Here is a 501-nt window from a genome sequence, read left to right on the forward strand (position 1 = left end):
ATCCAAGTTTGGCGGCAGCGCTTGGGCGTTGGACGAGAAAACTGGGCAATATTACCTGCATCTGTTTGCCAAAGAACAAGCTGACTTGAACTGGGAAAACCCAGCGGTGCGTGAAGAAGTCAAAGAAGTCATCAGTTTCTGGGCAGACAAAGGCGTGGACGGTTTCCGTCTCGACGTCATCAACCTGATTTCTAAACAGCAAGACTTCCCAAGTGATGATATTGGCGATGGCCGCCGTTTCTATACGGATGGTCCTCGCGTGCACGAATATCTGCAAGAAATCAGCGAAGCCGTGTTTCAAAAGTACGGCAGCGTGACGGTGGGGGAAATGTCTTCGACCACGCTAGAGCACTGCCAGCAATACTCTTCATTAGATGGCAAAGAGCTGTCGATGGTGTTCAATTTTCACCACCTGAAAGTCGATTATCCGAATGGTGAAAAATGGACCAAAGCGCCGTTTGATTTCATTCAGTTAAAGCAGATCTTCAACCATTGGCAAAC

1 protein-coding gene is annotated in these 501 nt (G+C 48.3%); it reads left to right on the top strand.

Features of this window, described 5'->3' with window-relative positions; genetic code table 11:
• The coding region (locus R7P74_RS29800; protein WP_318124355.1) for an alpha-amylase family glycosyl hydrolase at nucleotides 1-501 on the top strand (501 nt) is incomplete at both ends.

This window comes from Vibrio sp. 2033 (assembly GCF_033339735.1).